This window comes from Streptomyces sp. ISL-98, assembly GCF_018614055.1.
GTDB lineage: Bacteria > Actinomycetota > Actinomycetes > Streptomycetales > Streptomycetaceae > Streptomyces > Streptomyces spiramyceticus.
The window spans coordinates 1-24,565 of record NZ_JAGGPB010000002.1 but is presented as its reverse complement, the minus strand read 5'-3'; the positions used below and the strand labels follow the sequence as shown (position 1 = coordinate 24,565).

The following is a 24,565-nucleotide window of genomic DNA, read 5'->3' as shown; positions in this document are numbered from 1 at the left end:
GTATGAGTGACGGAATGCGGGTGGACTTGAGTGCACTCGATGAAGTGATCAAGAAGCTCTGGACGCTGCTGGACGACATGGACAAGGCGGGGGAGACGTCGCGGTATCGGACGGACATCCCGCTGGACGCGTTCGGGAACGGGTGCATGTTCCTTGAGGCGGGGGACCTCTTCAACGCTCACAAGGAAACCAAGGGCGACCTTGAGGGCGCGATCAAGGGGCTGCACGGACTGATCGAAAAGTTCGGCAAGAGCACCTCCAAGGTCAAGGACAAATACACCGAGCAAGAGTATGCGAACAAGACTCAAATGGGTGGTGGCCCGGGGGACTCGAGCGGCAAGTGGGACAAAAAGTAGTCCGATCGAGAATCACCTACTGAGGGGAAGGGTTCAAAATGGCCGGTGACAAAGAGCAGCCCAAGCCAGTACTTGAGGGTGAGACCTGCATTGCGGGACGACCTCAGACCAAGACTCAATTCATTGATTACTCGCTCAAAGAGCTCAAGCAGATGCTTGACGGCGTCAAGCCGGAGCCAATTGAGGAGACCGGCCGCCACTGGGGCAAGGTCAATGAGATCCTCGTCGGCGGCAAGGACGGAGAGGGGATCGCCGGCCTGCTCGACAAGGCGGTCAACAATGTACTGGAGCACTGGGAAGGCGAAGCCGCCAGGGCATTCGAGAAGACGGCTCGTGGCATCGCACAGAGCATCAGAAACGCGGCTTGGCATGCCGATCTCAACAGCACCCAGATGGCTGACGCGGCCAGGCAGTTGCGGAACTACAAGCCGCAACTGGACGACATCAAGGAACCCAGTGGCTGGGCAAAGGTCGGTGACGCTCTCAGCGACTGGAAGTGGGATGAGGGCGAGTCGACGGCCAAGGACCTCGGCGACCAAAAGTTGACCGCCAAGCAGGTGGCGGAAATCAATGAGGGCAAGATCGGTGCGAGCCGAGAAGCGCACCTCAACGGTGTTGCGGTCATGGAGAGCCTTGGGGCTCAATACATGCGGGTCACTGGGAACTTGGAAAGAAACCGCATCATTAAGGACCCCGACGGCAACATCAAGGAACCCAACCGGGATGTGGAGTACCCGCCGCCTGTCACCCCGGGCGGTGTTGGTGGTGCATCCAGGCCGGGCGGCGCAGGCTCAGCCAATAAGCCGTGGAGCGCTGGTCCGCCCAAGGGTATTGGTGCGGCCCCGCAGGTTCCCCGTCCCAAGGGCATCACGGGAGGCGCACCGCTCCCGCTCCCGCCCTCGACGGGCACGAACGTGGACAGCATCAAGCCCGGCCTGACTGGACCTGGCCTTGGCCCGGGTCCCGGCGGTGGCGGTGGCGGTGGAGGTGGTGGCAACACAGGCCCTGGCCTCGTAGCCCCGGGCGGCACGCAAGGTGGTATCCGTCCGGCCGGTGGTCGCGGCGGGATCAGCCCCGTTAATGGCCGTGGCGGTCGAGTCGGCGTCCCGAGTGGCGCCGGAGGTACTGGCCGCGGCGGAGGCCGACCCGGCATGGGCGGCATGGGCGGTGGCGCGGGAGCTGGCGCGGCTGGCCGTGGAGGCGCTGGTGCCGGTGGCCGCGGGGCCCTCGCTAAGGCTCGCGGCGGCGTAGTCGGCGCGGCCAAGGGCATTGCCGGCAAGGGCGCCGGCGGCGGTGCGGGCCTGCACGGTAGCCGTGGCGGAACTCAGCGCGGCGGCATGCCGGGTGGCATGGCTGGAGGCATGGGCGGCCGCAACGGACGTCGCCAGGGAGACGAGAATGAGCGGGGCGACCGTCCCGACTACCTTGTCGAAGACGAAGAGACCTGGATCTCGGAAGAGGACCGCAACCGGAACGTGCCGCGCAACATCGAGTAGTCACACAAGAGCGAGCCGCACGGAACGTCCGTGCGGCTCGCGTGTATGAAGACTGGCGTAACCAGTCGTAGTTGAGTGAGGAGCAAGGAATTGGGTGCCAAACGAGTCTGGTCCACGGCGGGAGTCGTGGCGTTGACAGGAGCCTTGCTCCTCACTTCAGCCCCGACTGCCTCAGCCGACTACATCAGAGACGAGCAGTGGGTCTTGGATGTATTCGCCATGAAAGACACCTGGGCCGAGTCCCAGGGTGAGGGTGTGACTGTTGCTGTCGTTGATACTGGCGTGGATGCCAGCCACCCTGACCTGACTGGTCAGGTCCTTGAGGGGAAAGACTTCACCGGTGGCGGCAATGCCCAAGAGGACAAGCAAGGGCATGGAACCGGTATGGCGAGTCTTATCGCTGGACACGGTCACGGTGCGGCGAACGCATCCGGAGTGACGGGGCTCGCGCCGAAGGCGAAAATCTTGCCGCTGCGTACGCTTCAGGATGAAAACGACAAGAACCCGGATGAGAAATGGGCTGCTGCAGTTCGATACGCAGTGGACCAGGGTGCGAAGGTCATTAACCTGTCCTTTGCCAATGAGTATGGCAAGACTCTGAGCGTCGGGCGCGAAGCAATTGCCTATGCGCAGGCACACGATGTGGTTGTCGTAGCAGGCACGGGAAATAACATGGGGGATGTTGGCTATCCAGCGGCGCTGCCCGGAGTCGTTGCTGTGGGTGCTGTCAACGAAGATGCCATTCGCTGGGAGAAATCTAATACCGGGAAGGAGGTAGTGCTTGCGGCTCCTGGAGAGAAAATCGTCTCCGCGGATCCCTCGCGGTCGAATGGATACAGCATGAGTAGCGGCACATCGAATTCAACCGCCTTTGTGTCCGCCACCGCCGCGTTGGTTCGCGCAAAGTACCCCGATCTCACCGCAGGCCAGGTAATCAACCGCCTCGTTAAGTCGGCTTCTTTCCTCGGCAATAAGGGTCTGAAGGCGCCCGACGAGGAATACGGCTACGGGATTATCCGCCCCTACCAGGCTGTCACGATGGACATGCCCAAGGGCCCGAAGGCAGGCCCCCTGGGCAAGTTGCAGTTGCCGTCGGACACCTCATCGAAGGCCGGCAGCGCTTCCGCAGGCAGCGATGACAGCTCAACCCGGGCTAAGAAGAAGTCCTCATCGGTCAGCCTGCCCCTCGTCATCGGCGGCGTCGCAGCAGTCGTAGTCATCGGCGGCATCATCTTCGCCGTACTTCGCAGCCGCGGAAACCGTGGCAACGGCGGCCCCGGCCCCGGTGGCCCCAACGGCGGAAGTTTCCCCCAGGGCATGGGCTACCCGAACCAACCGCCGTACCCGACGGCCCAGCAGCCGTATCCCGCCGCGGAACCGGGACAGGTCCGGAACCCCAACCCTTACGGCCAACAGCCTCCACACCAAGGCCAGTAACTCGAAGAGTCGCCTGATCCGACCTCGCGGTGGAATGTGCGGTCAGCCACGAAGCTCAGCACGCGGACGGGGTCACCTTCTCGGTGCTCACGTTCTCGACGATCCCGGCCTCCGGCGGCGGTGCGAAGCTGCTCATCGCTGGCATGGCGGGAACTGCTGCCGACTCCCCGGACGAGGGCATACGCCCGCTCGAGCTGCCGTGTGGTCTTGGCTTCCTCGTCGAGGAGAAGCGGAACATGGCCGCGCCGGGCCGAACGCCCGAGGGCAGCGGCCCAGCCATGGAGGCTGTTTGGCAAGGTACGGTGGCGGCGACCGGCGCCAACAATGCCGACCTAATCGTGATCCAGATGGTGACACCCGCTGTCGAACTCGCTGGTGACTGCCGGGACATTCTGCTTGGCGTCGCTCACACTCTGACGTTCACCGATCCTTCGCTTCCGGGAACGACTGGCGATGCCAACGCTGGGGAGCCAGAGCCGGGTTCTGCGGCTGCGGCGGTGCGGAACGACTTCGGATGAGAACGGAGAACTCCAGGTGGCGAACCCACCCGAGGCCTCTGACATCGATCAGGTGCTGAAGCACACCAAGTGCGTTTTGGCCAAGCACGTCAGTGGCCGCATCGCCCTCGGTGTGGCCTTGCTCGTCGTGCCGTTCGTGACGCACGCGTTGGGGGCCCGAACTCATCCTCACGGCCCTTCCTATCGTCCAGGGGCTCTTCGTCCTTCTCTTTCTGTTCATCCGGACCGGGAATGGCAGGCGTCTCGCCGTGTGCGAGAGAGTGTTGCGGACCTACCCCCTCGATTACCGCACGCGTGTGGACAAGAAGCGCGAGCAGTGGTCGCTGATCGGCAATGTATTCACCATCAAGCTCTCCACTCGCGGTCAGCACGGAGCACCCCAGATGCGGGCTCTCAACGCGTCAACAGTCCGCCGCTGACTCAAGGGTGCTGAGGGCCGCGGCGCGTGGGTCGCTGGCGATCTAGCCTTCGGTGGAGTCATGATTTGTGCCCGGAACGAACGACATGCTGTTCATGCAGCCCTCGGACTGGCAGAAGTTCACGCAGGAGCGCGAACAGGCCGATGCCACAGGCATCGTGCAAGCGGAGCAGGCCGGGATCACTAAGCATCGAGAAGGAACCGAGGACGATGTACGGCCTATAGCCGCCACGTCATGACAACGGTGCCGGGCTCCACAGCCCGGCACCGTTGCGGTTCCGTCCTATCCGCACCCCTTCAGCTCCAGCTCCGCCCAAACGGTTTTCCCAACCGTGAGCGCTTCCACGTCCCAACGCGCGGCGAGCGCATGGACGATGACGAGCCCACGCCCGAACTGGTCCTCGCACTCGGCAGAGCGGAGAGCCGGTCTGCGCTCCCCCTTGGGATCGGTGACGGAGATCCGTAAGACCGATTTGGCGAGGACTGCCTCCACTCGGAAGAGCCGATCCCTGAGGCAGCCGTGGAGCAGGGCGTTCGTCACCAGCTCGCTGGTGACGAGGGCCGCGTCCCCAGCGACTTCAGGATGTCCCCATTCGCCGGCCAGCCACGCGATTCGTCTGCGGGCGGCGGGGACGGACTCCAGCCGGGGTCGGTAGGTGATCACGTCGTAGCGGGCGTTCGCCGATGCCTCCATGCACACGCACCTCCTTGTGCGAGCGGGCCGCGAAACGGTGGCATGCCGCGCCCGCGCAGGGCGGAGCGGTGCACTTCCGTCAGTCGGCGCCGCTGTGCGAGCGGTTGAGTATCGACGGTTACTAGTGCGATGCCATCAACTTCGTTATGCAGAAATATTGACTCAAGGTCACTTGTTCCTGGCCGGAGATCGGTTGCACACTGAGGCAACCCACGTGGAGGCGATGCACCAGTGACACGCAGTCAGGCTGATCGAGGCGTCTCGGTCTCCACCGTCCTCGCCCGCAGGCTGGGCGGTGAACTGCTGCGCATGCGCGAGGCGTGCGGCATGAAGCAGCCACAGGCGGCGCAGGCCCTCACAGCATCAGTAGCGAAGGTCACCAAGCTTGAGCGGGGCCTGGTCCCCGTCCGCGATCCGGACATTCGGGCGCTGTGCCATCTGTACGGCGTGGGTGACGCCCAGGCTATTGCCCGTCTCCTGGGTCTGGCGAAGGCGGACCGGGAACGCAGAAAGGCCAAGGGCTGGTGGAATCAGTACCCAGTGCTGGGCGCTCAGGTCGAGTACGTCGCACTGGAAGATGTTGCGGCACGAGTGCGTACCCATCAGGTCACCGTCGTTCCCGGACTGCTCCAAACACCCGACTACGCACGCGCGTTGGCGGTTGGGTGTGGCGTCTGGGAGGACCCGGACGAGGTCGAACGGTTCGTGGAAGCACGCATCGCCCGCCAGGACCGCATCAATGACACGCCCCCTCTCCAGCTCTGGGCAGTGATAGGTGAAGGCGCGCTGCGGCAACACGTCGGCGGCCGAGACGTCATGTGTGGCCAGCTCGATCACCTGCTGAAGCTGACGGAGCGGCCGAACGTGAAGATCCAGGTCCTCCCCTTCCAGGCCGGTGCCCACGCCGGCACTGGAGGGAGCCTTCAACATCATCTCGTTTGCCGAACTCGAGGCACTGGACGTCGTCTACCTGGACACACCCTCGTCTAGCCTGTGGCTGGAGAGTGAGCAGGACGCGGCTCGCCACACGGCCATTTTCGACCGCATCGCGCGGAATTCATTGGCCCAGGCAGACTCGCGATCGCTCATCCGGCGTGTGATCGAGGAGCTCTAGCCTGATGGACCAGTTCAAATTCGTGAAGTCGACCTACAGCACGGGCAGTGGGGAGTGCGTCGAGGTCGCTATGAACATCCCCGGCACCATCGCGGTACGGGACTCCAAGGACCCGGATGGCGAGATACTCCGCTTCGGCCCGGCTGCGTGGCAGGCATTCGCATTTCAGGCGCACGGAATCTTCAGTTGACGAGCCTGCCCGAGGCCCGTGCCGTCGAACCGGTGCTGAAGCGCAGCTGCAAGGCGTGAAGCTCAAGGTGGCGTGCCGGGTGGCAGCATCGCTCTCCCGGGACGTGCCCCCGGTCTCAGCCGTGCCGCACGCAGCGGCATTGGCGTGCCTGGCGGCCGTGGGGTCCGTGCGGGTCGGGCGGTGGGGCTGGTGCAGGCGCCGCCGGTCGAGGTGGCGCTGGCACCGGTGGCCGTGGAGCCCTCGCGAAGTCCCGTGGCGGCGTGGTTGGCGCCGCCAAGGGAATTGCCGGAAAGGGCACCGGCGTCGGTTCGGCCTTCGTCGGCCAGCTACCCACTCCGGCCGCCCGGATCCAGTTCCGCAGCGTCTCCGGGTTGACGCCCAGATCAGCGGCGACCGACTTGATCGCCGCTCCCGCCCGCGACTCGTACAGCGCGACCGCATCCGCCTTGAACTTGGGCGGACAGTGCTTCATGATCACGGGACATCCGTACTCCTGGACTTTCAAGAGCCAAGTACCTCGGGGTGTCCAAGATTCGGGGTCAAAGCCCCCTCACGGCGCGAACCGTCTACTGGACGCTGAGGCACTGGCGTCGTCATGTTCGCCGTATGGGCGTCGCGCACCTGCCCACTAACCGAAGTCAGCCCTGACCTGATCGGAGATGCTGGCTCTCCTCTCACCGCCGTTCACAGGGCCGGAGGGAGGCGGCTCTGCGTCGCTGGAGACCGTGAGGTCGTGGGCCGACTTCGACAACAGCGAGACGTAGAAGGGTAGATCCGGCAGCGACGGAGTGGTCAGGCTCATGACGAGGAGCCGACGCATGCGAGGGAGGGGGAGGTAGACATCGGCCCGCGCGAGGGGCAGGGACGGCGCAGTGTCGTCGTCCGGCTCCGCCTGCCATCTCAGCCCGCACAGCACGAGCACGCCCGGTCCTGCTGGAACGCGGATGTCCTCGACCGTGTTGTTCTCGTTCGCGGAGAGCGCCTCGAAAAGGCCGCGCGCGGACAACTCGGCATCGGCCTCGTCCAGAGGGTCGAGGCGGGCCAGCAGCGAGGCGGTGGTGACGCGGCCGTCCGGTGCCTCGTCCAGGCAGAAGCCCGCGTAGAAGGAATTCTCTGTGAGGGCGTGGTCGGCCATTTCGCGGTAGGAGTGGAAGGCGACTTCGCGTTGGAAGTCGGTTCCGGCCGGCCAGATCTCCTCGGCGACGGACCAGAGCTGTTCGAGGCGTTCTTCGCCGTCGAGGTCGAGGCCCAGGGAATGAAATCCCCCGGGTATGTCCAGGTAAAGCTCGGGCGTGGACTGCATTACGACCTCTCCTCCGGGCCGAGGATCAGGCCGTCGGTGAGTCCCGTTGACCACGCCAACCCGACGGTGAGGTGATGCCTGTGCGCGATACGGATTACGGTGCTGGACGGAACCCCTCGGTACTCCCGGGGATGCAGGACGACACCACTCAGGTGGTCGCGGTCAGCTCCCAGGGTGTCCACACGGTGGTAGAATCCTGTGCGCCAGCTGAAACGCTGCTGCACGAGCTCCGGGGCCAGGCGGGCGAACTGCTCGTCCAAGTAGGCCTCTTGCCGGGCGGGGTTCCGGGACATACGGACCCAGAGCTTGCTCGGGGACAGGAATCGCGCAGTTGCGTTCCGCAACCGCCCGATCAGGTCGGGGTCGCCGTTTCCGAGGGCGACCATGACAAGCCAGACAGCCCGGACGACGAAGTCCAGGGGAATCAGGACCCATTGCACGACGAACCACAGGAGGAGCCCCAACCTCGAAGGGTGGGGCAGAACCGGGTCGTCGAGCGAATGTGGGTGGGGCGCGGAAACCATGCCTACTCTCCCGTCACACTGTCGTAGATCCCGCTGACTGTGCCCGGCAAGGACTGGGCAAGCTGAGGCCCCTTCGACCACCAGGACATCGGGTCCAGGCTGCCGTCGGGACGGATGGCTGCCTTCAGGGAGTCGAGGTCCTTGAGTACTGGGGTGTTGGCGATGATGTCGTTGAGCTTGCCTTCAGTGAGCGGGGCGCCGAGATTGTGAGCGACTGAATTCTCCCAGGCGAGCTTCAGCCGGTTTCCGACGCCACCTGCTGCGTCGTAGACGCGGCCACCGACGTTGTCGGCGAGATCGCGCGCTTCGGCGATGCCTGCCGAGGCGGCACGATCCAACCGGCTGATCTTTTGCAGGTCGTCGATGTTTGAAACCACCGCATCACCGACCCTTTCCGCACGTACCGCGACCTTCACCGAACCCGAGATCGCGACTTTCGCGAACCCAGCTCCAGGAAGGATGCCGATCGCGTCGCCGGCGAGGGTCATCAGGCTGACGTCAGCCCCGCCGAGCTTCGCCGCACCGTGCGAGAGCAGCGCGCCCGCCGAGAACCCCGCACTCGCCAACGCGAGTGCGCCGGACAACGGGGGACACCACAGAGTCAGCAGCGCCAGAATGCCGAGCACGGCGGAGATGTTGCTCAGCCAGTCGCCGATCTTGTTCAGCAGGTCCTTGTGCCGGGCGCACCATTCCTGGATCGAGTGCCCGATCTCTTTGAACTTGTCGCCGAGCCGCTCCCAGAACCCCGGATCGGGGGCGCCGTCAGTTGCCTTGCGTATGTGCCCCGCGATCCCGCGGGCCTCGGCCTGGTGGTCCTCCAGCAGCTGCTCAGCCCGTTTGATGATCTCCTCGAGCTCGCGCTGCGCCTGCTCCAACTGCGCGGAGGCTCCCGAGAGGTCACCGTCCGCCTGCTTCAGCCGCGCGTTCGCCGCATCGACCTTCGCCTGGGCATCTTGCAGCGCGGGGCCCGTGAAGACCTGGCCGCTCAGTCGGAACGCGGGGTCGGCCGCGGCCTGGTTGTAGCGGCCGGCCGCGGCGTCGTTGGCCTTCTCCGCCGAAGCCACCTTGCCTTTGGCTTCCTTGGCCCGAACCTCGTACGTACGGGCCGCGCTCTGGTAGTGGGTGAGTCCCTCGCGCCACTTCGACAGTTCCGACGACGCGGTCTGCATTGCCTCGTGGCTGTCCTTCAGATAGCGCGGCAGCTCCCCGACCTTCTTCGAGAACGCGGAGGCGGCATCTCCGGCCCAACTCACGTTCCCGGTGAGGCGTTTGATGCTGTCCTGCGCATGGTCGAGCGCGGTCGCCGCCTTCTTGGTACGGTCCGCGAGCGTCCCCACGTTGCCAACGTCGCCCGGCGCCGGGTCGAAGCCGAGGGAGGGGTACTTGTCGCTCACTTCCCGCCACCTTTCCCGCCGAAGCCGTCGCGGATGGCCGCGTCGACATCCCGGTAGACGTCACGGGTCTGCTTGAGCTTGTCCTCGATGGTCTGCGTACCGTCGGCGATCTTCTTGATCGCGTCGTCCCAGCTGTCGTGGAACTCATCACAGGCGTTGTCGAGTTCCTTGCTGCCTGTGGTCTTCGGGCCGGTGTCGCGCAGCGCGTTAAGCGCCGAGCGCATTTCCTCCTGGCTCCGGTGGAGTTCCCTGACGAGCCCGTCGAGCTCGGTAATCTCGACTTTGAAGCCTGCCCCCATCGCGCCGTACTCCCCGTTGTCTCGGATTTTGCAGTCGTCAACCCTGGTCACACGTTAATCAGCAGGTGACATGGGGTCGGCAAGGGGGGCCTGCCCGTTCGCCAAACCTTCACAGTGCAGCATCCGGCGCTCCACAACGTTCGTTACGTACTCGACGCCCGGCGAGGAACAGGCGTCCGCCCGACGCGATCGGCGCCACCTTGCCCGGCGACTCGTGGCAGCGTTGTCGCACCGGCGTCGTCGGGAGGACGAAAGCCCAGCGGCTCTGGCTGTGTTGGGATGCGCGTCGTGGAACGCATGGCGGGCGCTTCTCCCCAGTACGGCACCTGCAGCTCTAGTTCGACACGGGCTTGGTGGTGCACAGGATGCTCAATGTCGACGAGGCGTACCGCACGCACTTGGGCCTGATGGAGGATGCGGTGCTGTTGGTCCACAGCTTCGCACGACGTCATCCACAGCATCGCAATCGCTCTCTCGCGAGGTCACCGTGACGGACATCAACTGGGAAGAGCCGTACTGCAGCCGAGGCAACGACTACTTCCGCATAGGAACCGACAGCCACGGCACAGCTGCAGCGCCATCGCCGACCAGGAGGACCATTTACTCACCGAAACCTGCGAAGCCCTCCGCACCCTGATCCGCGACATCAAGGCCGGTAAGGCCGATCATCTGCTGCGGTGACGGGTGGCCTACACTCTCGGGACCCCGAAGCAGGAGCCAGCCAGATGACACCCGCAGTCCAGGTCCCACCGGATAAGTGCGCCTTCGATCAACCTCAGACGAGGCGAAATTGGAGGCGAGCACGACTGCGCGCGGTAGTGGTTCTGCCGCTGGTCATGATTCTGCTGTTGGCGACCCTGGTGGTGATGGGGATGCTGGGGGATCGGCCCAGAGCGCAGCCTATGTGGATGCGCATCGCGGGCTTCGTGTGCGTGATCGCGGCTCCGCTCATCTTCGCCCTCGTGCTGTACTCGTTTGGGCCGGTCCTCCGGCTGCGCAGGATCCGGAAGGTGCTCCGCGAGTATCCCTGGGAGTACCGCTCTTCCGTACGTCCTTGCCACGATGTCAAGGACACGATGGCGCTCGTTGTGCAGCTCAAGGCTGACGCGGACAGCGACTGGTCCAAGACCATGCGGGCGGTCAACCCTCTGCGGAGGAAGCGCTGGACGGGGGCGATGGAGCAGGGTGCCTGGTTCGCCGGTGACCCTGAATTCGGTGGTGTGATCGCGGTGCCCGGGGGCAGGGACCTCATGACTCTTGAGCGTGGCAGCCGGACGCCCGTTGAGGAGTACCGGGAGATCGCCCGCGACAAGGACCGCATGGCGCGGGCCAAGAGGGCCGGTATCGGAACTCTGAGTGCGGGCCTTCGCCCATAATTTCGTTTGCTGAATCAAATGACGAGGAGTTGTCCGCGTGAAGTCCGGTCTCTCTGTCCCCCTCCCCTTGGCCAAGTGTGCCTTCGACGATCCCGCCACCCGGCAGGCGTATGAGAATGCCCGACGCAGGGCTCTCGTCAGTTTGTTGATCAGGGTCGCCGTGTTCCTTGCTCTGCTCATCGTGGCGAAGGCGTTCAAGGAAGAGGAGACGCAGCTTGTCTCGGGCACCGCATCCTTTCTGCTGATACCCGCTGCCTTTTTGCTGGCGGGGCCAGCCAAGGCATTGCGCTGGCTGCGCGCCGTCGAGAGCGTTCTGAAGTCCGGCCCCTGGCGGTACTGCTCCGCGGTCCGCAGGCCGGACGCCAAAGCCGGTGCGGGTACCGCCGTGCAGCTCAGGCTCGGTGACGGGGGTGACGACGCGGACTGGACGCCGGTGCTGGCCGCTCGTACGTGGCGTCGGCGCACGCGCTGGTCGGGAGAGTTCGAGCACGGGGCCTGGTTCGCGGGCAACGCTGACCGGGGTGGCGTCATCGCCCTGCCGGGCGGGCACGGGCTGATGACTCTGCATCGGCAGTGACCGCAAGGTTGTGAAACGCACGTATCGGAAGCGCCAGTGCTTGGAGCGGGCCAGATGACACCCGACGCCCAAGCCCGGCCAGCATGCCGCCGAGTCCACTGCAAGCATCGCCATTTGACCTCCAGATGCGGTCCCAGACCCGTGCTGTGGAGCTGCTGCCGAGGGGTTACAACCCGTCAAATGAAGAGACTGACCAAGTACGACAGTCCAGCCCCCACGATGCCCACGCCGATCATCCCGATCGTGGTCGGCCGCGTCGCATTCCGTCCCGCCGCGTCCCATGCCGCGCCGTACGAGATCCGGCTGCTGCCGAAGGGTGCGTAGCCGGTGGCGACGCAGAAGACGCCGAGGCCGGTGAGGACCCAGCCTGCGAAGAAGGCCGCGAACCAGTGCATGGCTCGGTTCAGGCCTGCGACGACGTAGTCGGCGTCTGTGTCGGCGTCAGCCGTCGGAGCGTCCGTCTGCTGAACGGAGACCTCTGTGCCCTGGAGATACCCGCGCTTGCCCTCCAGCGCGGCGTTGATGTCCTTGGCCTTGCCGTCGTCGGACGCGAAAGTGCCGCAGCAGCGGATGGTGCTGCGGTTCTTGCGGCTGCTCCGAGAGACATTGTGCGGGGAGGTCACCTCGCAGCTTTCGACCGTCAGGGTGCCGTGCGTACCGGCCCACCCTGCTGCGTACGCCCCTTGGTACGCGCCTACGCCGGTCAAGGCGAGGCCCGCGAGGAGAAACACGACACCGCCCGCGCGCCCGAGTCGGCCGAGGGTGCTTCCGACGAGGCCTCGGAGCCAGCGGTCGATCCCTGCGGGCTGCGAGCGGGGCATGGCGACTGTGTCTGTCTTTTCCGTGTGGAGGGGAGGCGCGCGCCATTCGGGCGCTAGCTCAAGCGCTATTCGAAAGGCTTTCCTATCACTTCGGTGCGCTACGCCGCGACGGAATGGGCTGCCCAACGAGCGGCCTCCGGGTCCCGGATGTGTCAACAACCGACCGTATCCGTAGCGACTTCGGGTGACGAGAGATACTTGAGGGGACGAGAGGTGAGGAGAAGCGACATGGCCCAGCAACCCCAGAAACCCCAGGGACCGTCCTCCGACCGCGGCGTGTGGGACGAAGCGCTCGAACCGGAGCAGGTCCGCTCAGTGAACTCCGCGCTGCGCAAGCTGGCCGACAACGGTAACGCGAGCAAGGAAATGCAGGACATGGCCAAGAAGATGCTGTCCGGCCAAATCACCCTGCGCGACGCCATGGACGACCCTTCGGCGTCACGCGCCCTGGGCGGCGGTCTGGCATCCCTGCGCAGCGAGTGGGAGTCGCTGTCCGACGACGAGCGCGACGAGATCCGGCACGGTGAGGTACCGGCGAACAGCGACCCGTCCTCGGACGGGTCCGAGCCCGGACGCTCCCAGGGAGAGCCCTCGCAGACCCCCAAGACGAGCAAGGGCCGGCACAGCGGCGGCTTCTCTCTGTACTGAGCACGCAGCCCGTGTGCCACGTCCCCTCACCGACCGGCCGGTGCGGGGACCGGTAGAGAGGGCTGGTGGGACGGGACCGGTGGGGCGCCCGGACGGGCTTCATCGGCTCGTCCGGCTTCCGACCCCCCTTTGCACGTGGGACGTCCTAGTCCTCCCAGGGCCCGTACTCGTCTTCCAACTGCTCCAAGACGTGCTCCCAGAAGGCCGACTCCCCGCCTGCTTCCAGCTGTTCGACGAGCAAGCGCAGCTCTTGCGCCGCTACCGCCGGCTCCGGGCCTGCCAGCCGGTCCTCGTAGGCCTTGAGCAGTCCCAGTGCACCCGCGAGCTTGGGCAGGGAGGAGACCGCCCAGCCTGCGTAACCAGCTGCGTGATCCCAGCCGTTGGGGTCGTAGACGTCGACATCTCCGGTGGGGCCGTTCAGCAGCACGTGGAATCCGCCGCCGTACGTCCCGAAGCCGTAGCAGTAGCTCGTCGGCGGAGTGTCATCGTCGGGGTATCTACGGCCGAACAGCTCGTCGGGGTCCTCTTCCCACAGTCCGTCCTTGGGCAGGCCCGCCGACGTGAAATCTATGAAGTCGATCCGCACGGCCGGGAAGCCCACCGTGGTCAGAAACTTCCTGGCTTCCTTGTCCTCAAGGCGAACCGGAATCTCTGTCTCCGTGGGACGCCAGAGCGATCCCACGCCGAAAATGGACTCGAGCCATTCGGCGGTCGGCTCCTCTGCTTTGGCGAGCAGCTCGGTCTTGTGCACTGGTTCCCCCCGGGGCTCACGCTCTGACGATGAAACCAGTCAACCGCACAGCACTGACAACGGGACGCAGCCCCCCGGCCGGGCACGCTGCGAAGAGGATCACCCGTTCCCTTGGGCAGGGCGCCCTCGAAGCGCGAGTTCGGGATCTGGGGATGAGTGGTGGCGAGCCGGCCGTGCTGTGGACCCCGGCGTCGGATTTCTCGGAAGCGTGGCATTGTCCTTGGGGCCATGCGCTGGAAGGCGGACTCGGCACGCGGATGAGCCGGTTTGCCGTCGCGGATCAAAGGCAGCAGGCGGTCAACGACCTGGCTCCTCCGAGTGCGACCAGGCGGTGTAGCCGCCGGGGAGCAGGCTGAGGTGCAGGCCAGAAGCCGGACGTTGGCCGTGGTGGCGAGCGGCTTGAGTACTTCCTGTACGACCCGGGCCGGTTCGCCGGTCGTCCGTACCGGCCCTGCCTGGTCGACGTCCGGTACGACGACGGTCACGGTCCGGTCGAGGGCGGCCAGTTCGGCGTACACGTCCTCGATGCGCGTGGCCTGCAGGCCGTAATGGTCTGCGAGCAGCCATCCGATCTGTGCAGCGGTCAGCCCTGCCGCGCTCGGGACCGCGGGGGCGGGGAGCTCGGGTGGCACGGTCGACGGGTCGAGGTCGGCCAGCGGAAGCCGGTTACGGAACTCCGGGTCGCACAGCATGAGGAAGCCGGTGAGCAGGCGCGAACGCCCGCTGCCCGGGCTCCCGGTGAGGACGATGACGCGCGGCGTTCCTGGCCACTCCATCCACCAGGCGGCGAGGGCACGCAGCACGGTGGCGCGGCCGCCTATGTGGGGATGTGGTGCATAGCCGGTGGTCGGAGCGGTCATGGGTGTGCGTCTTTGTGTGTGCCGGGGATACGGACGAAGGCTAGGCGTTGTGTTCGAGGTTCTTGCGGTAGAGCGCGATTGCCTGCTCGGGCGGGTAGTTGGGGACGGTGACGGTCTCGCCCGTCTCCTTCGACACCAGGATCTTGGCTCCGCCGGGCGGGGCGGGCTCCGGGCGGCCCGCCGCGTCGGTGCGGGGTGGGAAGGCGGCGTACACCAGGTAGCCGATGTCGAACTCGTGGACGCGGAGTTCGGCGGGGGTGCCGTCCGGGAGCTTGGGCTGGGCGTAGCGGGCGCGGACGATGGCGATGGCCTCGTCAGGCGTGGTGGGTGGGGCGCCGGGGGTCATACGGGTCCTGTTCGTCGGTTGGACTGTGCTGGGGCAGCGCGTTGACGATGTGGGGAACTCGCCCACCCAACCACCGTCGAGCAGGTACTTGGGCAGGTACTCCGATTCGACTTCCACGGTGAAACCCGAGTCCAGGGCCAGGCAGGCGACGGCCAGGGGGCCCAGCGCGATGAGCCCGTCGGAATCGCGCTCCAGCTCCTCGTCGCGGGTCCAGTAGTCCTTGTGCCATTCGACGGTCTTGGCCAGCTCAGTGGTGAACCTGTCCTGGTCTCCGCGCACCACCTGGGTCAAGAGGTTCATGGGCGGATACATGAGGTTCAGTACGGCGCTTCGCGAGGCGGGCCGGAGTACTTCAGGGTCGGTGCCGTCCACGGCAGCGAGCAGTTTGTCGCCGAGTTCCGGCTGCTTGAGCCAGTACGCCTGTAGTGCTTCGGCCCAGGAGTAGATGTACTCGTCGAAGCCACCCGCTTCGCGCAGCAGGGAGACGGGTACCTGGCACAGGTCGTCCGTACGCTGCCTGTCACGGCATACGCAGGACAGCCAGAAGGCCGTGAGCCAGTTGCCCGCGTGGGCCCAGGGACCGGCGCCGGAACGGAAGACGTGCTCGTCATGGCCGACCTGGCAGGTGACGGTAGGTGACGTCGCGCGGGCCGAGACGAAGAGGGCGTGGCCGATCTGCATCGCGGTGACACAGGCCACCCAGGTCTCCAGCTTGTCGGCCTTGGGATCCCCCGAGCAGCGCCTGTCAAGGGCAGTGGTCGCAGAGCTCAGAGCCATGGAGAACCACTCGGCGTTCTCCTTGAGGTCCTCCAGCTCTCCGTTCAGCCTTCGCTCCAGCACCTTCAGCACCTGAGGCAATGCCCCCGTGGGGAATTCATGACGTCGAATCTTGATCATTTTCATCCTTCGCGAGGGGCTTGACAGTGGGCCGATGAACGTTTGCCAACGGGGCGAGGCCCTTGTGTCATGGCTCGCGCGGCATTGGCGAGTGTGCGCCTTGTTCCCGTTGCGCCCTCGCGCAGCGCAGCGTTGTATTTGGTGCGGTGAGCATCAGGGGGGCAGATGGGCAGGGCGCCCTTGAAGCGTGAGTTGGGTACGTCGGGGTGGGTGGTGGCGAGCCAGCCGTGCTCGTGGGTAGGGGCCGAGAGCATGGGGCCGGGTTCGACCGAGAGGTTGTCGGCTGCCGAGCTCGCGCAGGGAACGCCCTCGCCGTACTCCTCGGCCTCGTCCTCGTCTATGGCGGCTTCCCTGATCCGCGTGCTCGAGCGCCAGCTCTCGAACTCCGGGGTGATGAAGACCCGGTAGGCCGTCTGTGTCTCACCCTGGGAATCCTGGAACTCCAGGGAGTTGGTGGCTTCAGTGGCGGCGCCCACGCCCATGGCGGTCGTGACAGGCCGGAGATCGTGCAGCCCGAGAGCGGATGTTCGTCCAGGAGCTTGATCTGCACAAGGCGTTCCACGGAACGTTGGTCGGGCCTCGTCCAGGAACTCTTCGCCGTCCAGGTCTACGAGGACCTCCAAGGCCCTGCTGCGCAGACTCGCCGGGCCTTGCCGCCGGATCTCCCGCAGGCGCAGTGCGACCCGGCCGTCCTCCGCGGCGCTCGAAACGCTCCTCTCGTCGTCGGAGAGGCCTCGTACGAGAGCGTCGATGGTGTCGGGCACGGCGGATCCCAGATGTGGGAGGCGGTCAGTGTGCGGGGCCTACATGCGCCATGATCGCGCGGGCGAACCCTGCGACGTTTCGTGGGCAAGCCCAGTGGCTCAGCAGTTCGGCACGCTGACCCTCGGGGGCTGCGGGCTTCGACCTCCCGGCCTTCGCCATCGCGAGATCGTCCAGCTCCGCCTCGCCGGGGTTGCTCAGGGCCGTGAGAACGCGGGGCAGAAGCTTCAGCTGGGCTTCGAGCCCGTCTTCGTGCGGGTGCCGATCGCGTTCGCATGTGTACGCGCCGAGGGCACGCTCGACCTTCGCGAGTGCCTCGACCACAGCGGCCTCGACTCCGGGGCCTGGGTGGCCCCAGACGACGTACGGGGAGAGAAGCGCCAGCCCCAAGGTCCAGAACAGGGCCTGCTCACCGGTGGTGTCCGCGTCCAGCTGCCGCACGCAGTCGAGTACGGCCTCGTCCTTGTCACCGAGGTAGTAGCCCTGGTGTAGGTCCTCCCAGTCCTCGAGCAGCTCTTCCCAGTTGTCGGGTGCTGCAGGGCGGCTCTGCGACGGCTGCGGTGGGATTTCGTCCATGCTTGTCGTAACGCCTTGAAGATCGTTGATGGTTCCTCACCGCCAGGGCAGCTGGGCACCGCAGTGAAGGGGGACCGGCACGGTGGCGCCAGTCAGCGTTGCTGCTGCCGGATTCGCAGAGCCCTCGCCCCGAACTCGGTCGCTGCGACCAGGATGCCGTCGGGCGACAGGTCGGCGCCGGTGAAGGGGGAGTCCGAGATGAGGGCAGCCACGACTGTCTCGCGTGACCGGTCCCACACCCGCAGCTGGTCCGTGCCTCGGCGGAGTGCGAGCGGGGCGGCTGCGCGGTCCTGCTCGGAGAGCGGCAGCAGTTGTTCCGGTCCTGGCTCGTTGAAGAGCGCCGGCTGTACGAGGCTGTGCATGAGCAGCGCGGAATCACTGTTCCCGGCCACAGGGAAGGCGCCGGGAGTGCCGGTCGGTACCGAGAGGGCGGCGATGGGCGCGGGGGTTTCTGCAGGGCGTGGGAGCGTGCCGATAGCGACTTCGCTGATGTCGCGGAGGCGGATGCTCCACAGGGTCTGCCAGGGCAGATCCAGGCCGAGCCGGTGCACCGCTGCTGCGAAATCCGGCAGCTGGTCCTCGACGAACGCGCTCTCCAACAGGGCGGCGCGGGCCAGTGTGGGCGCCTGCGTGCGAGTCAGCAAGGGGGCGATACGCAGATACGTACGCGCCGGAGCGCCGAGTGCTTGCTCTGGGACGGCCTCGACCGCCGCGCGCAGCGGCACCGGGGCGGCGTACACGAACAAGCCCGGGTCAGTGAGGAGTTGGGGAAGCAGACCCGCTTCCAAGGTGTGCCCGGCGATGTAGTCGCGTACGTAGGGATCGGCTTTGCTCCAGTCCTGCCCAGGCACGGATTCCAGGAGCGCCATGGCGATCTGGGACTGAGTGGCGCGGGCGTTGGGAAGGCCGGAGCGGATCTCGTCGGCAATGGAGGGGTGGAGTAGCTGAAGCAGTGTGCGCTCGCCGTTGGCCCCCGTTCGAAGCGACTGCACGAAGGGGCGGGCCAAGGCTCCACTGCCCGCGATCGCCTCGGTCATGTCCTTGCCCGCCAGAGTGCTGACGAGCCGTACCCACAGCTCGGCCGGTAGACCCTCTCCCTCGGCGAGGGCCAAGGGCACGAGCAGTTGGCGTAGCGTCTGCGGGTCGGCTCCGAGGCGGCGTGCGTGCAGGTCGAGCACCTCGCCCAGAGACGTGGGCAGTTGACTCTCGTCGATGGGTACGACGCCCGACGGATTCGACAGGATGCTCTGGACCGCGAGCTGCACGGTGAGGGGGCTGGTCCCGGCACGACGGCCGATCGCCTCGGCGAGGGCTCGCCGGGTGGGAGCGTCGGTGGTGAAGGGCAGCTCCGGCGCCCCGAATTCGGGGCTGAGCAGGGCCTCGGCCTGCAGCACCAGACTATGAGGGTCGGCCCACTGCGGATCGTCGAGGTCAATGATCTGCGCGGTGCCGGGCGGCAACCCTTCAACCAGGCTTGCGGCGAGCTCACGCGGTACGTCAGCGAGAAGCCGGACGGTTTCCGTGCCCGCGAGTGGCCTGAGCGCTTCCTGTACGAGGCGGGCGGGCTCGCCCGTGGCCCGTACCGGGCCTGCCCGGTCGACGTCCGGCACGACGACGGTCACGGGCCGGTCGAGGGCGGCCAGTTCGGCGTACACGTCCTCGATGCGCGTGGCCTGCAGACCGTAATGACCGGCGAGCAGCCACCCGAATTGCGCCGCGGTCAGCCCTGCAGCGCTCGGGACCGCGGGAGCGGGAAGCCCTGGCGGCACGGTCGACGGGTCGAGATCGGCCAGCGGAAGCCGCCTGCGGAACTCCGGGTCGCACAGCATGAGGAAGCCGGTGAGCAGGTGCGAGCGCCCGCTGCCGGGGCTTCCGGTGAGGACGACGACACGCGGCGCACCCGGCCACTCCATCCGCCAGGCGGAGAGAGCGCGCAGCACGGTGGCGCGGCCGCCTATGTGGGGATGGGGTGCGTAGCCGTTGGGTGGGGCGGTCATGAGCAGGGGTCCTCGGGTGCCGGGGATGGCGGGCGATGGGAAGTTGCTCTGCGTGGGGTGTGAGTCAGGCCCCGAGTCCGCGCTTCTTGCGGTAGCGCGCAATGGCCAGCTCGGGGGGCAGGTTAGGGACGGCGACGGTTTCGCCGGTCACCTTGGACACCACGATGTTGGCGCCGCCGGGTGGGGCGGGTTCTGAAGGGGGCGTAGGGTCGGTGCGGCGTGGGATGACCGTGTACACGAGGTATCCGATGTCGAACTCCTGGACGCGAAGCTCGATGGGGGTGCCGTCGGGGAGTTTGGGCTCGGCGTAGCGGCTGCGGACGATGGCCAGGGCTTGGTCGGGTGTGGTGGGTGGGCCTTGCGGTGCTGGGGCGGGGGTGTCCGGGGCCATGGGTTCCCTTATCTGTTGTTGCGGTGTCCGGCCGGGGCTTACGTGGGGAATTCGTTGATCCACGCACCGGCGACGAGATGCTTGGGCAGGTACTCGGACTCGACGGTGATGGTGAAGCCGGCCTGAACGGCAAGGCAGGTGACGCCCAGCGGGCCCAAAGCAATCAGGCCTTCGGCGGTCAGTGCGCGGTCCTCGTCGCGGGTCCAGTAACTCTTGTGCCACTCCAGGGCCTTGGCCAGCTCGGTGTTGAACTTCTCCTCGTCGCCGCGCGCGAGCTGAGTGAGGAGGTTCATGGGGGGATACATGATCTTGAGGACGCCGTCGCGTGGCGCATGCCTCAGGACCTCGGGGTCGGTTCCGTCCACCGCGGCCACCAGCTTGTCGCCGAAGTCGGGGCGCTTGAGCCAGTAGGCCTGCAGGGCTTCCACCCAGTTGTAGATGTACTCGTCGAAAACTCCGTCGGCTTCCCGCAGCCGTGCGACCGGGAATTGGCACAGCTCGTTCAACCGCTTCTTCTCGCGGCAGATACAGGCAAGCCAGAACGCGTTGAGCCATTTACCGGCGTGGGCCCACTGCAAGGTACCGGCACGGACGGTGCGCATCTCGTCGCCGATGCGACACTCGATGCTGTCGGTCGTGGCCTGAGCCGATGCGAAGAGAGCTGAGCTGACCTGCATGGCGATGACGCAGGCTTCCCACGTCTCGAGCTTGTCGGATTCAGGGTCCAAGACGCAACGCCGGGCGAAGAGATTGATGGCGTCGGCCGGAAGTTTCGCGAACCACCCGGGTTGGGTTCGCAGCTCTTCAACGTCCTCCCAGAAATACTCGGTCCGGGACTCGAGAATACCTACGAGGTTTCGTGTCGGGAACTCATGTCGTGGAATCTGCATCGCTCTGCTTCTCGGCTTCCGTTCTGGTATCGAACTGCTTCATCTCGTAGCCCTGGTGCTGGCCTCCGGAGGAATTTCCCTTGACGAGTATGTACTTGACTCTGGGCGGGTTCGCTTCCAGAGCCTTCCTGAGGTCGCGTGCCAGCTTCCGCTCCGCCTTGGCGGCCTCCCGCTCGGCGTCAGTCTTGGCCTTGTCCTCGTTCCGGTCTGCGCGCTCCTCCATTACATGCAGGATCGTCTCAAAGTATGCACGGGTGCCCTGCTTGACCTTCGGGACGCTCGGGGTTGGTGCGTCCTGCCCGCTGTCGTCATTCTGGTCGTTCTGATCGCTGTCGCCCTGATCCTGGCCCGGGCTGTTGTCCTGTCCGGCGGAGGGATCGGGGCCGGCGTGCTCGGGGAGTCCGCGCCGGTCGCCGAGCCCCGTCTTCAGTGAACCCTTGGCCTCCACGACGACAAACTCGGGCGGGTCGGTGTTCGGGTCCATCCATATCTGGTCGAACCGGTCTCTTCCGGTGCCCCGGTCGTCGATCCGTGTGTAGGTCGGGAAGTGCCGGGGCATGGCGTGGAACTCGGCGACCTGCTCGCCGTACTCCTCGCTGGCTCTTCCCATTTCTCCGTGCAGTGGGCTGTGCTTCGCGTCTGCTTCCTCGAACTTCTTCTCGTTCTCCTCGGTCTTGTTCTTCTCGTAGGCTTCCTTCGCCGCCTGCCGGTCCTTGTGCGGCTGATCGTCAGCGTCGATCGCCTCCTGGCGGGCCAGCGCCGCCTCATCGAGATGCTCCAGGTTCTTCTGAGAGATCCCTTCGTGCCGCTTGCCGGAACCTGCACCGTCGTCGATGTATGACTCGGGGTCGGCGTCCGGTGCGTCGTTGGCCAGCATCCACGGAGCGTTGGGGTCGTTCGTGGGATGCAGCTGAGGTACGGGGCGACCGTCCTCCGCGGGGTTTGTCTGGCTCTGCCGGCGGCCGCTGTTCGGGTGGTAGTACTTCTCGAACCAGGTTCTGGCGGCCGATTGCTCGTCATTGTTGCGCGCGCGCATTCCCTCGTTGGCACGCGCGAGCATGTCCAGATCACGCTGCCGACGGCTCGCTTGATTGTCGGGGCTGCTGCCCGCGGGCTCCGCAGGACCGGAGGGACGCTCGGGGTTCGGCCGGGAATTCTCTGCCGGGTTCTCGGGCGCGATGTCCCCGTACAGCGGCTTCTTCCCGTTGACGGAGTCCTTGACGTAGTTGGCCGCGTCGGCGTTCTTGCCGTCGGGAAGGCTCTCGCGCGTCGGCACCGCGGAGTCCTTGTTCATGTCGCTCGGCCGGTCGCGGTGGTCCTCGGCCGGCGGCCGGTTCGAGTCGTCGGGCCGTGTCTGGTCCGGGGTCTCCGACGGGTCCTTGTCCGGAGTCTCAGACCGCGGGTCATCCAGGTGATCTGGACGCGTCTGGTCCGGCCGCGGCGAGGTGTTCGGGTCCCGGCCGTCGGGCCACTCGCCGGTCTCCGGCTTCTGCTGCGTGGGGGTGTCCCGATTCGGGTCCGGCGTACGAGGGTCCGAAGTGCGGGGATCGGACGTACGCGGATCCGTCGTGCGGGGGTCCGCGGCGCGAGGGTCGGTGGTGCTCGGGTCCCCGGTCTGCTGATGCGGAATGGACGTACGCGGGTCCGAGGGCGTGGTGGTCTGGTGAGGCGTGTCCCGGTTGGTCGTGGGGTCGCTCTGGCTGTCCGGCGTGGTCCGCGGGGGTGCCGTGCTGTCCGTCGTGGAGGTCGGCTGCTGGGACTCCTTGTCGGGGGCCCGGCCTTGCTCGTCGGGACGTGTCGGATCGTCGGGGTGTGACTGCTGGTCGGGGGTGCTGCTCGGTGTCTCGGCCGGCGTCGGGTGGTTCTGCTCCGAGGGAGTCTCGGGGGAGGGCGACTGCTGTGGCTGCGCATCAGCGTTGCCGTTGTCCGGAGACGACTTAGGGCTGTCGGCGGTGTCCTGGGACGGCTCCTGGCCGTCCGGCATGCTGTCCGGCTGGGACGGTTTGTCGCTCTCGCCCTGGAGCTGGCCGGTCTCGCTCTCGGGCTTGTCGTTCGTCGGGTCCGGCGTCGGGTTCGGGTCGGCCGTGGACGACTGCTCGGGGACCCCGTTGTTCGATGCGTCCGGGGTTGCCGGATCCGTCGCGGGGGAGTTGGTGTCCGTGTCGGGGGCGTCGCCCTGCTTCGGGATGTCGCTCGAGGTGTCGTTCTGCGGGTTGCTCTCAGAGCTTTCCGGCTGCCCGCTGCTCTCGGAGTTCTCAGGCTGGGACGCGTCGTTGTTCTGGTTCTGCGACTCGTCGTTCTGGCCCTCGGAGTCATCCGCAGTGTTCTGCACGGGATGCAGCGGATTCCCGTCGGGGTCCATGGGGATGTGCCAAACGTGGTCGGCGTTGGCGAGGTGCAGCGGGTCATAGCTGACCTCGCCGCCCTGGGAGTCCACCCAGACGACGGTGCCGTTGTGGTTGATGGCGGCGAAGGCGTGACCGCCGCCATTTGGCCAGTCGACCTGCACGATGGCCGTGGAGCCGTGCCCCGCCTGCAGCAGGTCCTGCTCGATACGGGCGGCGGTGTCGGGGTCGCTCCCGGTACCGGCATAGGTGTGCGGGGCGCCTGCCCAACGGATCTGGTTGGCGTTCGCGTCGTCCTCGGGGCGCCTGGTGTCCAGCACGCCGTGTTCGTCGGTGTCGAGCGTGCGCGGAGCGGAGACCTGTGGGTTGCCGCGGTAACTCTCGATGAATGAACGTGAGCAGTCCGCACAGTTGTTGCTGCGGCCCGGGACCTCGTCGCCGCCGTCATTCTGCAGACCGACCCACGCCCCGAAGGGGTCGGGGAACCGCTGCGGGGTGCCGTCCGGGTTCTGGGGGAAGGAATCCTCCAGCCGGTCCTGGTCGTCGGGGTGGACCTCGCCGAGGCCGCCCGGCTCGTGATCCATGTCGTTGCGGATGTCTTCGACGCTGTCGGTCTTGGGATTGTCGTTCTTCGCGTCGTTCCCTGGGTTGCTCTGGGGTGAGCCGGGGGCCGCGGGGCCGGTGGACGGGTTCCCGTTCGGCGTCTGTTGTGCGGGGCTCGGCGTCGGCGTGACCGTGTGCACGGGTACGGGCACCGGCGTCGGCTGTTGCTGCTGGTTCGGGGTGTTCGACGGCGTGCCGGGGTTTGCGCTGCTGCTCGGCTGCTGCGGGGTGTTGGGCGTACCGCCTGACGGCTGGTGAGGCTTGGCGGGGGCGTTGCCTGAACCCGGCTGCGACTGGGGCGTGGGGTTGCCGGCCGGAGCTGATGCCCGGCCCGGTGTACGACCAGCTGAGTTGGCGTCGGGTGTGCCGTGGGCCGGTGCCGACGTCGAGGGGTTGGCGGTAGGAGCTGCGCTCCTGGGTGGGGCCGACTGCCTCGGGTCCGGGTTGGTCGGACTCGGGTTCTGGTTCGTGGGGGTACGGCCGTCCGGCGTACCAGGGGTGTTGGGGCTCGGGCTGGGGGTCCGTCCGCCGGGCGAGCCCGCGCTGTTCTGGTTGGGCCCCGGACTGCGTCCGGGCGGCGTAGCCCCGGGAGCATGCTGGTTCGAGGGCCGCCCGTCCGTTGTTCCAGGAGTGCGGCCGTCCGTCGATGGTGTCGGCGTACTGCGCGGGGGCGTGGAAGGAGTCGGGTTCGGTGTGGAAGCGGGGCCGGTTCCGGTGGGGTTGGGGGTTCCCGGGGTGGTGGTGGAGGGGGTCCTGGGCGGGCCCGATGTGGGGTTTGGGCTTGTGGGGCTGGTGCCGGAGGGGGAGTTGCCTGGGGTGTTTGTGCTTGTACGGGCGCCTGCCGCACCGTCCGCTGTTGTGGGGGAGGTGGGTGAGGTCGGCATGGGGGAGTTGCCGTCCGACCGGGGGGCGGTGGAGGAAGTGTCGGCCGTGGTGGGTGGGGGTGCGGAATTCGAGACTGTGGGGGTGCTTGCGGCGAGGC

At 66.6% G+C, this 24,565-nt stretch carries 24 protein-coding genes and 2 pseudogenes; 11 read left to right on the top strand and 15 right to left on the bottom strand.

All coding sequences use genetic code 11. The features are described 5' to 3' along the window. Positions 1 to 2 precede the first annotated feature (2 nt). The 5 genes from J7I98_RS02665 (at position 3) to J7I98_RS42140 (ending at position 4,226) form a co-directional block, all read left to right on the top strand. Positions 3 to 356 carry a hypothetical protein gene (locus tag J7I98_RS02665; RefSeq protein WP_214915871.1) on the top strand — a complete coding sequence of 118 codons (354 nt, stop codon included), beginning with the start codon at positions 3 to 5 and terminating at the stop codon, positions 354 to 356. Positions 357 to 394: 38 nt separating this feature from the next. Continuing rightward, entirely contained in the window at positions 395 to 1,852 is a 1,458-nt protein-coding gene (locus J7I98_RS42145) for a hypothetical protein (RefSeq protein ID WP_214915867.1), read from the top strand. Positions 1,853 to 2,056: 204 nt separating this feature from the next. Further along, positions 2,057 to 3,289: a type VII secretion-associated serine protease mycosin gene (gene mycP, locus J7I98_RS02655; protein WP_251020050.1), complete on the top strand. Its 1,233-nt coding sequence runs from the start codon at positions 2,057 to 2,059 to the stop codon at positions 3,287 to 3,289. A gap of 29 nt (positions 3,290 to 3,318) precedes the next feature. After that, positions 3,319 to 3,807, top strand: a complete 489-nt coding sequence (locus tag J7I98_RS02650; protein ID WP_214915861.1) for a hypothetical protein — start codon at positions 3,319 to 3,321, stop codon at positions 3,805 to 3,807. A 296-nt stretch (positions 3,808 to 4,103) separates the two neighbouring features. Next, on the top strand, positions 4,104 to 4,226 hold the full coding sequence (locus J7I98_RS42140) for a hypothetical protein (protein ID WP_285437981.1): 123 nt from the start codon (positions 4,104 to 4,106) through the stop codon (positions 4,224 to 4,226). Positions 4,227 to 4,508: 282 nt separating this feature from the next. Here J7I98_RS42140 and J7I98_RS02645 read toward each other — a convergent pair whose 3' ends face one another. Further along, positions 4,509 to 4,919 (bottom strand): ATP-binding protein, encoded by a 411-nt coding sequence (locus J7I98_RS02645; RefSeq protein WP_214915858.1) that lies wholly within the window; start codon positions 4,917 to 4,919, stop codon positions 4,509 to 4,511. Between the two features lie 309 nt (positions 4,920 to 5,228). Here J7I98_RS02645 and J7I98_RS02640 point away from each other — a divergent pair. Together J7I98_RS02640 and J7I98_RS02635 are read left to right on the top strand one after the other, a co-directional pair. Beyond that, positions 5,229 to 6,033, top strand: a pseudogene (locus tag J7I98_RS02640) (helix-turn-helix domain-containing protein). 4 nt (positions 6,034 to 6,037) lie between these two features. Then, the gene (locus J7I98_RS02635) at positions 6,038 to 6,223 is read left to right on the top strand and encodes a DUF397 domain-containing protein (RefSeq protein ID WP_214915853.1); all 186 of its coding nucleotides are present in this window, start codon (positions 6,038 to 6,040) and stop codon (positions 6,221 to 6,223) included. A 115-nt stretch (positions 6,224 to 6,338) separates the two neighbouring features. Here the strand turns inward: J7I98_RS02635 and J7I98_RS42830 are convergent, their stop codons facing one another. From J7I98_RS42830 to J7I98_RS02610, 5 genes are all read right to left on the bottom strand, one after another. After that, positions 6,339 to 6,695, bottom strand: coding sequence for a transposase (locus tag J7I98_RS42830; RefSeq protein WP_374225060.1), 357 nt, complete (start codon positions 6,693 to 6,695; stop codon positions 6,339 to 6,341). Between the two features lie 156 nt (positions 6,696 to 6,851). Then, entirely contained in the window at positions 6,852 to 7,526 is a 675-nt protein-coding gene (locus J7I98_RS02625) for a hypothetical protein (protein ID WP_214915847.1), read from the bottom strand. After that, positions 7,526 to 7,990, bottom strand: a complete 465-nt coding sequence (locus J7I98_RS02620; protein ID WP_214915844.1) for a hypothetical protein — start codon at positions 7,988 to 7,990, stop codon at positions 7,526 to 7,528. The genes J7I98_RS02625 and J7I98_RS02620 overlap by 1 nt, the downstream gene beginning before the upstream one ends. A gap of 62 nt (positions 7,991 to 8,052) precedes the next feature. Further along, on the bottom strand, positions 8,053 to 9,444 hold the full coding sequence (locus J7I98_RS02615; RefSeq protein WP_214915841.1) for a DUF4407 domain-containing protein: 1,392 nt from the start codon (positions 9,442 to 9,444) through the stop codon (positions 8,053 to 8,055). Next, positions 9,441 to 9,794, bottom strand: coding sequence for a type VII secretion target (locus J7I98_RS02610; RefSeq protein WP_308377659.1), 354 nt, complete (start codon positions 9,792 to 9,794; stop codon positions 9,441 to 9,443). The genes J7I98_RS02615 and J7I98_RS02610 overlap by 4 nt, the downstream gene beginning before the upstream one ends. A 436-nt stretch (positions 9,795 to 10,230) precedes the next feature. Between J7I98_RS02610 and J7I98_RS40740 the strand changes: the two are divergent. From J7I98_RS40740 to J7I98_RS02600, 3 genes and pseudogenes are all read left to right on the top strand, one after another. Continuing rightward, positions 10,231 to 10,424: pseudogene (locus J7I98_RS40740) on the top strand (hypothetical protein). A 227-nt stretch (positions 10,425 to 10,651) separates the two neighbouring features. Continuing rightward, positions 10,652 to 11,119, top strand: coding sequence for a hypothetical protein (locus J7I98_RS02605; RefSeq protein ID WP_214915838.1), 468 nt, complete (start codon positions 10,652 to 10,654; stop codon positions 11,117 to 11,119). A 145-nt stretch (positions 11,120 to 11,264) separates the two neighbouring features. Then, on the top strand, positions 11,265 to 11,696 hold the full coding sequence (locus tag J7I98_RS02600) for a hypothetical protein (RefSeq protein WP_214915836.1): 432 nt from the start codon (positions 11,265 to 11,267) through the stop codon (positions 11,694 to 11,696). Positions 11,697 to 11,872: 176 nt separating this feature from the next. Here the strand turns inward: J7I98_RS02600 and J7I98_RS02595 are convergent, their stop codons facing one another. Beyond that, a complete protein-coding gene (locus J7I98_RS02595; RefSeq protein ID WP_214915823.1) occupies positions 11,873 to 12,517 on the bottom strand; it encodes a hypothetical protein in 645 nt (214 codons plus the stop codon). Positions 12,518 to 12,745: 228 nt separating this feature from the next. On the opposite strand from J7I98_RS02595, the gene J7I98_RS02590 reads away from it, so the two are divergent. Beyond that, the gene (locus tag J7I98_RS02590) at positions 12,746 to 13,165 is read left to right on the top strand and encodes a hypothetical protein (protein ID WP_214915810.1); all 420 of its coding nucleotides are present in this window, start codon (positions 12,746 to 12,748) and stop codon (positions 13,163 to 13,165) included. A 145-nt stretch (positions 13,166 to 13,310) separates the two neighbouring features. Here J7I98_RS02590 and J7I98_RS02585 read toward each other — a convergent pair whose 3' ends face one another. From J7I98_RS02585 to J7I98_RS02550, 8 genes are all read right to left on the bottom strand, one after another. After that, the gene (locus J7I98_RS02585; protein WP_308377658.1) at positions 13,311 to 13,916 is read right to left on the bottom strand and encodes an SUKH-4 family immunity protein; all 606 of its coding nucleotides are present in this window, start codon (positions 13,914 to 13,916) and stop codon (positions 13,311 to 13,313) included. A 900-nt stretch (positions 13,917 to 14,816) separates the two neighbouring features. Then, a complete protein-coding gene (locus J7I98_RS02580) occupies positions 14,817 to 16,019 on the bottom strand; it encodes an immunity 49 family protein (RefSeq protein ID WP_214915807.1) in 1,203 nt (400 codons plus the stop codon). A 2-nt stretch (positions 16,020 to 16,021) separates the two neighbouring features. Continuing rightward, positions 16,022 to 16,783 carry a hypothetical protein gene (locus tag J7I98_RS02575; protein ID WP_251020049.1) on the bottom strand — a complete coding sequence of 254 codons (762 nt, stop codon included), beginning with the start codon at positions 16,781 to 16,783 and terminating at the stop codon, positions 16,022 to 16,024. A gap of 25 nt (positions 16,784 to 16,808) precedes the next feature. Next, positions 16,809 to 17,357 (bottom strand): hypothetical protein, encoded by a 549-nt coding sequence (locus J7I98_RS02570; RefSeq protein WP_214915793.1) that lies wholly within the window; start codon positions 17,355 to 17,357, stop codon positions 16,809 to 16,811. 92 nt (positions 17,358 to 17,449) lie between these two features. Continuing rightward, positions 17,450 to 19,354, bottom strand: coding sequence for an ATP-binding protein (locus J7I98_RS02565; RefSeq protein WP_214915790.1), 1,905 nt, complete (start codon positions 19,352 to 19,354; stop codon positions 17,450 to 17,452). 64 nt (positions 19,355 to 19,418) lie between these two features. Next, a complete protein-coding gene (locus J7I98_RS02560; protein WP_214915786.1) occupies positions 19,419 to 19,745 on the bottom strand; it encodes a hypothetical protein in 327 nt (108 codons plus the stop codon). 38 nt (positions 19,746 to 19,783) lie between these two features. Then, positions 19,784 to 20,635 (bottom strand): immunity 49 family protein, encoded by an 852-nt coding sequence (locus J7I98_RS02555; RefSeq protein ID WP_214915783.1) that lies wholly within the window; start codon positions 20,633 to 20,635, stop codon positions 19,784 to 19,786. Then, positions 20,616 to 23,735 carry a toxin glutamine deamidase domain-containing protein gene (locus tag J7I98_RS02550; protein WP_214915779.1) on the bottom strand — a complete coding sequence of 1,040 codons (3,120 nt, stop codon included), beginning with the start codon at positions 23,733 to 23,735 and terminating at the stop codon, positions 20,616 to 20,618. The genes J7I98_RS02555 and J7I98_RS02550 overlap by 20 nt, the downstream gene beginning before the upstream one ends. Positions 23,736 to 24,565: the final 830 nt, after the last annotated feature.